The 6,340-nt window shown below is 74.1% G+C and carries 7 protein-coding genes and 1 pseudogene; 3 read left to right on the forward strand and 5 right to left on the reverse strand.

Annotated elements, in window-relative coordinates:
• A partial coding sequence (locus tag NWP10_RS09925; RefSeq protein ID WP_258300789.1) for a hypothetical protein occupies positions 1-840 on the reverse strand: 840 nt, incomplete at its 3' end.
• A gap of 161 nt (positions 841-1,001) precedes the next feature.
• Here NWP10_RS09925 and xseA point away from each other — a divergent pair.
• Positions 1,002-2,342 (forward strand): exodeoxyribonuclease VII large subunit, encoded by a 1,341-nt coding sequence (xseA, locus tag NWP10_RS09930; protein ID WP_258300790.1) that lies wholly within the window; start codon positions 1,002-1,004, stop codon positions 2,340-2,342.
• Positions 2,339-2,611 carry an exodeoxyribonuclease VII small subunit gene (locus NWP10_RS09935; protein WP_017488980.1) on the forward strand — a complete coding sequence of 91 codons (273 nt, stop codon included), beginning with the start codon at positions 2,339-2,341 and terminating at the stop codon, positions 2,609-2,611. The genes xseA and NWP10_RS09935 overlap by 4 nt, the downstream gene beginning before the upstream one ends.
• Positions 2,612-2,755: 144 nt before the next feature.
• On the opposite strand, the gene NWP10_RS09940 is transcribed toward NWP10_RS09935, so the two are convergent.
• The 4 genes from NWP10_RS09940 to NWP10_RS09955 form a co-directional block, all read right to left on the reverse strand.
• Entirely contained in the window at positions 2,756-3,340 is a 585-nt protein-coding gene (locus NWP10_RS09940; protein ID WP_258300791.1) for a type 1 glutamine amidotransferase domain-containing protein, read from the reverse strand.
• A gap of 127 nt (positions 3,341-3,467) precedes the next feature.
• Positions 3,468-4,391: a PPK2 family polyphosphate kinase gene (locus NWP10_RS09945; protein WP_375162484.1), complete on the reverse strand. Its 924-nt coding sequence runs from the start codon at positions 4,389-4,391 to the stop codon at positions 3,468-3,470.
• Positions 4,384-5,622 carry a pyridoxal phosphate-dependent aminotransferase gene (locus NWP10_RS09950; protein WP_017488983.1) on the reverse strand — a complete coding sequence of 413 codons (1,239 nt, stop codon included), beginning with the start codon at positions 5,620-5,622 and terminating at the stop codon, positions 4,384-4,386. The genes NWP10_RS09945 and NWP10_RS09950 overlap by 8 nt, the downstream gene beginning before the upstream one ends.
• A gap of 84 nt (positions 5,623-5,706) precedes the next feature.
• A complete protein-coding gene (locus NWP10_RS09955; protein ID WP_309137721.1) occupies positions 5,707-6,159 on the reverse strand; it encodes a glycine betaine ABC transporter substrate-binding protein in 453 nt (150 codons plus the stop codon).
• 36 nt (positions 6,160-6,195) lie between these two features.
• On the opposite strand from NWP10_RS09955, the pseudogene NWP10_RS09960 reads away from it, so the two are divergent.
• A pseudogene (locus tag NWP10_RS09960) lies at positions 6,196-6,340 on the forward strand (ABC transporter ATP-binding protein); the annotation flags it as partial.

Consider the following 6,340-nt stretch of genomic DNA (forward strand, 5'->3'; position numbering starts at 1 on the left):
CTCCGGGGCGGCGACGGCGAACGCCTCCGCGCGCGTCGCGTTCGCGAGCAGGTAGCCGCCGACGAGCGCGGTCGCGGCCGAGAGCAGGACGGCCACGCCGCGCCAGCGCAGCGGGGCGATCAGCACGGCGGCCGCCAGGAGGACGACGGCGCCGCCGGCGGCCCAGCGCCAGTGCACGGAGGCGCCCACCCAGCGGGCCACCTCGGAGCGGTCCACGTCCCGCAGGGCGTCCACGGTGACGGTCATGGTGAGGTCGGTGCGGTCCCGCAGCTCGGCGGCGCGCTCGTGGAGGGGGCCCACGAGGGTGTCCACGGCCCAGTCGCCGAAGTCCACGCCGAGCAGCCGCTCCACGAGCTCCTGGCCGGGCAGGTTCAGGCGGTCCTCGCGCAGGTCCGTCTCGAGGTCCCCGAGCGCCGCCGCCACGCCGGACTGGGCCACCGGGCCGAACGGTATCGTGAAGTCCCCGCCGGGCACCGGCCCCGTCGCGTCCGAGGCCTCCCGCAGGTCGTGCAGCCAGGCGCGACGGGCCTCGTCTGCGGTGTCGGACCAGCCGCGCACCACGCCCTCGTCCTGCGCCGCGGACTCCGCCATCGGGCGGACCAGGTCCTGGGCGAGCCCCCGCAGCGGCCCGGGCACGCCCTCGGGCACGGCGTCCCCCACCGCGTCGGCGACGGCCCCCGGGATGGCCGCGCGGACGTCGTCGTCGGAGGCCACCTGCTCCGCCGCCTGCCGCACCAGCGCGGGCCGGTGGGCGGCCTCGTCCACGAGGGCGCCGGCCGTGGCGAGCACGGCGAGCACCCCCGCGACGAGCGCGAGGAGCACGGCGGTCAGCTGGCGCATGGGGCGGTCCTTCCGGGGCGGGGGCTCGTCCACAGGGCTGAGGGGACGGCGACGGCGGCGCGTTACTGTGTCCGAGGGTACTGACACCCTCGTGATCGGGTCGTGGACCCGCCGCCGCTCCCCCGCCGGGAGGGCGCCGCCGCCAGGAACAGGAGCCGAACGTGGACCCCAGCAGCACCGCGCACGTCGAGGCGGACGCGCTCCTGGACGCCGGCGTGCCGGCCACCGCGTCCCAGACCTCGGCCGAGCGCCCGTGGCCGCTGCGGCGGCTCTCGGAGAACCTCAAGCTGCACATCGAGCGCGCCCCCGCCACGTGGATCGAGGGGCAGCTGATCGAGTACAAGAACAATCGCGGCAACGTGTACATGACCATGCGGGACCTCGAGGAGGAGTACTCCCTGCCCGTCACCGCGTGGCGGAACGTGGCCGTGACCTTCGAGGGCACGGTGCAGCAGGGCTCGCGCGTGGTGGCCCGGGTCAAGCCGAACTTCTGGACCAAGGCCGGGCGGCTGTCCATGGTGGTGCAGGAGATGCGCCCCGTGGGCCTCGGCGACCTGCTGGCCCGCGTGGAGGTGCTGCGCCGCCGCCTCGGCGAGGAGGGGCTGCTGGACCCGGCCCGCAAGCGCCCGCTGCCACTGCTGCCCGGTCTCGTGGGGCTCATCACCGGCCGGGACTCGGACGCGAAGAAGGACGTGCTGCGCAACGCCCAGCTGCGCTGGCCGGCGGTGCGGTTCGAGATCCGGGAGGTGGCGGTGCAGGGCCCGGAGGCGCCCCGCCAGGTGGCGGCCGCGCTCGCCGAGCTGGACGCCGACCCCGCCGTGGACGTGATCGTGATCGCCCGCGGCGGCGGCGCCCTCGAGGAGGTCGTGCTGCCGTTCTCGGACGAGGCGCTCGTGCGCGCCGTCGCCGCCGCCCGCACCCCCGTGGTCTCCGCCATCGGCCACGAGGCGGACCGGCCCGTGCTGGACGACGTCGCGGACGTGCGCGCCTCCACCCCCACGGACGCGGCCAAGCGCATTGTCCCGGACGCCGCCCAGGAGGCCGCCGGCATCGCCGAGGCCCGTCGCCGGCTCGCCGCCGCGGTGGAGCGCCGGGTCCAGCGCGAGGACGAGGGGCTGGCCCAGCTGCACTCCCGCCCCGTGCTCGCGGACCCGGTGGTCATGGTGGACGGGCGCGAGCAGGACCTGCACGCCTGGCGCGAGCGCGCCCGGCGCGCCACGGCGCACCGGCTCACCCGCGAGCGCGACGCCGTCGAGCACCTGGTGGCCCGCGTGCGCGCGCTCTCCCCGCAGCAGACCCTGGACCGCGGCTACGCGGTGGTCCAGCAGGAGGGCCGGCTGATCCGGGACGCGGCGCAGGTGGCCCCCGGGGAGGACGTGGACATCCTCGTGGCCTCCGGGCGGATCAGCGCGGAGGTCACCGCCGTGCGCCCCGGTCGCGTGGGCGGCGCGGGGACGGTGCAGGACGAGGACGAGCAGGCAGGAACGAAGGAGCAGGCATGACCGAGCAGCAGCAGGAGCAGACCGGCGCCCCCGTGGAGGGCTTCACCTCGGCGGACACGTCGGACGTGGCGGGCATGAGCTACGAGCAGGCGCGCGCCGAGCTCGTGGAGACCGTCACACGGCTCGAGGCCGGCGGCGCCGGCCTCGAGGAGTCGCTGGCGCTGTGGGAGCGGGGCGAGGCCCTGGCCGCCCGCTGCCAGGCCTGGCTCGACGGCGCCCGCGCCCGCCTCGACGAGGTGCGCGGCGCGGCCGACTCCCCCACCCCCTGACCCCAGCGCTTTCGTGCGGGAAACGGGAGGCGTCCCCGGCGCTTTCGTGCGGGAAACGGGAGGCTTTCCCTTCACCCAGCCCGCACACGCGCGGGGGCGAGGGCCCACCGGCCCCCGCCCCCGCGCGTCGTCATCCCGCCGGGATCAGGCGGTCTGGTCCTCGTGCTTGCCCTCGGCCAGCTCCTCCACGACCTTGGCGTTGAAGGCGTCGAGGTCCTCCGGGGAGCGCGAGGTGGTCAGACCGGCGTCGACGACGACCTCCTCGTCCACCCACTGCGCACCGGCGTTCTTCAGGTCGGTCTTCAGCGAGGAGTAGCTGGTCATCTTCCGACCCTCCACGACGCCGGCCTCGATCAGCGTCCACGGGGCGTGGCAGATCGCCGCCACCGGCTTGTGCTGGTCGAAGAAGGCACGCACGAACGCCTGGGCGTCCTTGTCGACGCGCATGGCGTCCGCATTCAGGGTGCCGCCCGGCATCACAAGGCCGTCGAAGTCCTCGGCCTTGGCGTCCTTCACCGTCGTGTTCACCTCGAAGGACTCGCCGTGATCCCAGTCGGACTGCATCGCGGTGATGGTGCCGGACTCCGGCGAGACGAGCACGGGGGTCGCGCCGGCGGCGATCACGGCCTCCCACGGGGAGGTCAGCTCGACCTGCTCGACGCCGTTGGTCGCGAGGAACGCGACGGTCTTGCCGGTCAGCGGGGCGTTCTGGGCAGCGTTCTCAGTCATGAGTCCACCTTTCGGATCGGGTCCGGCACGCCTCTGCGGCGCCCGGTGTCCCTCCATCAACTCACCGCGGCTCCCGGCCTGGCAAGGTCCCGCCACCACTGCCCGCCCACCGCAACGACGGCGGCGCTCAGCCCGCCAGCAGACGACGGCGGGCGGCCGCGACGTCGAAGTCGGCCTCGGGCCAGTCGAGGTCCAGCCCCTGCAGGGTCTCGATCAGCAGCTGCTGCACGGCCAGGCGCGCGAACCACTTGCGGTCCGCCGGCACCACGAACCACGGGGCGTCCTCGGTGTCCGTGCGCTCGATCGCGATCCGGTACGCGTCCATGTAGTCGTCCCAGTAGGCACGGTCGTCGAGGTCGCCCTCGTTGAACTTCCAGTGCTTCGTGGGGTCGTCGAGGCGCGCGAGGAGCCGCTCGGCTTGCTCCTCGGCGGAGATCCGCAGCATCACCTTCACGATCCGGGTGCCGGCGGCGCGCACGCGGGACTCGAACTCGCGGATGGCCCCGTAGCGCTCCTCCACCTCGGCCAGTGGGGACAGCTCCCGCACCCGGTGCACGAGGACGTCCTCGTAGTGGGAGCGGTCGAACACGGAGACCCGGCCGGGGCGGGGCAGGTGCGGGCGGATGCGCCACAGGAAGTCGTGGGCGCGCTCCTCCGCCGTGGGCGCCTTGAAGGCGTGCAGGTGGACGCCCTGGGGGTCCATCGCCCCGATCACGTGGCGCATGATCCCGCCCTTGCCGGCGGTGTCCATGCCCTGGATCACCAGCAGCAGCGACGGCACCTCGCCCGCGGGCGCCTCGCGCGTGGACTGCGCGAAGAGCAGCTCCTGCAGGTCGGCGAGCACGTCGGCGCGGTCGGCGAGGTCCTGCTTGCCCTGGGCCTTGCCGCCCGTGTAGCCGGGGGTCGCGGAGGCGTCGACGTCGGCCGGGTCCGCCACGGCGTCCCCGCGGCGGGCGGCGAACAGCTCCCGGGCGGGGGCCGAGAACACGCCCGTCCCGGCGCCTTCGGCGTCGTCCGGGCGGACGGTCTCGGCGGTGCCGTTCTCAGCCACGGCGCTCCCTCCAGTCCTCAAGGAAGTCCTCAAGACGGTCGAGGGCCACGTCCAGGTCCTCCACGCTGGGCAGCGTGACGAGCCGGAAGTGGTCCGTGTGCGGGTAGTTGAAGGCGCCGCCGTGGGAGACCAGGATCTTCTTGGCCCGCAGCAGGTCGATCACGAACTCCTGGTCGTCCTCGATCGCGTAGACCTCCGGGTCCAGGCGCGGGAACAGGTAGAGCGCACCCTGGGCGGGCTGGACGGAGACACCGGGGATGTCGTTGAGCCGCTTCTGCGCGAGGTTGCGCTGCTCGAGCAGGCGGCCGCCGGGGAGCACGAGGTCGTCGATGGACTGGTAGCCGCCGAGCGCCACCTGGATGGCGTGCTGGGCCGGCACGTTGGCGCACATGCGCATGTTGGCCAGCAGGGTGAGGCCCTCGAGGAAGTCGCGGGCGCGGTGCTTGGGGCCGGAGACGGCCACCCAGCCGGAGCGGAAGCCGGCCACGCGGTAGGCCTTGGACAGGCCGGAGAAGGTCAGGGTGAGCACGTCGTCGGACAGGCCGGCGGCGTTGATGTGCCGGGCGCCGTCGTAGGTGATCTTCTCGTAGATCTCGTCCGCCATCAGGACCAGGCCGTGCCGCCGGGCCACGTCGATGATGCCCTGGAGGATCTGGCGCGAGTAGACGGCGCCGGTGGGGTTGTTCGGGTTGATCAGGACGATGCCCTTGGTCCGCTCGGTCACGAGGGACTCGATGTGCTCGAGGTCGGGCGCCCAGCCCTCCTCCTCCACGCAGCGGTAGTGCACGGCGCGGCCGCCGGCCAGGGTGGTGGCGCCGGTCCACAGCGGGTAGTCGGGCGAGGGGACGAGGATCTCGTCACCGTCGTCCACGAGGGCCTGCAGCACCATGGAGATCATCTCGGACACGCCGTTGCCGATGAACACGTCCTCCACGCCGATGTCCCGGATGCCGCGGGACTCGTAGTACTGGGAGACGGCGGTGCGCGCCGAGTAGATGCCCTGCGAGTCCGAGTAGCCCTGCGCGTGGGGCAGGTGCCGGTACATGGCCTGCAGGATCGCGTCCGGCGCCTCGAACCCGAACGGGGCGGGGTTGCCGATGTTCAGCTTCATGATCCGGTGGCCGGCGGCCTCCATGCGCTGCGCCTCCTCCAGGATGGGGCCGCGCACGTCGTAGCGAACGTTCAGGAGCTTGGCGGACTGGCGGATCTGGCGGGGTCGCGGGGTGGGCATGCCCCCATCATGGCACCGCGGCGGGCGGCGTGCATCACAGGGACGCACGCGCGTCACGGGGCGTCTGCGGCGCCCGCGGCCGGGTCAGAACCAGGAGTCCCGGGGCATGAACCAGCCCTCGGGGACGTCCTCGAGCCCCTGGTCCACGAGCCAGTAGCGGGCGGCCTCGGCCGGCGGGAGCGCGTCCGCGCCGGTGGTGATCCGCTCGAGCTCGCGCAGCCCGTCCTCGTCGAGGGCGGAGAGCACTTCCTCGATGCGCCGCTGCGCGTCGTCGTCGAGGGCGTCCGGGGCGCCGACGGCGGCCAGGCGGCCCTCGGGCAGCACCCGCTCGGGGTCCTCGAGGGGCACGAGCATGCTCGCCGGGATCTCGGGGTCGGTGGCGGAGAGCAGTCCCAGCTGGGCCTGGTCGGCGACGACGACGGCGGCCGCGGACGCGTCCTCCTCCCGCCACGTCCCGGGCCGGCAGCCGGCGAGCCGGTCGAGCCGGGCGTGCAGGGCGGCGTTCGCCTGGGGATCGCCGACAAGGCCGGCCGGCAGCGCGGCCGTGAGCCCCTCGCACCGGCCGTTGAGGTCCTCGAGGGCGTCGAGCTCGAGCCGCGCAAGGAGTGGCGGCTGGAGTTCACCATCGGCGCCGCGCCCCGCTCCAGCTCGGTGGTCGCCACGCTGAACGAGGCCGTCTTCCGGCAGGGCTCGTTCACCCTCGGCCCGGTGTCCCTGC

This window comes from Micrococcus sp. HG099, from assembly GCF_024723355.1.
Lineage (GTDB): Bacteria > Actinomycetota > Actinomycetes > Actinomycetales > Micrococcaceae > Micrococcus > Micrococcus endophyticus.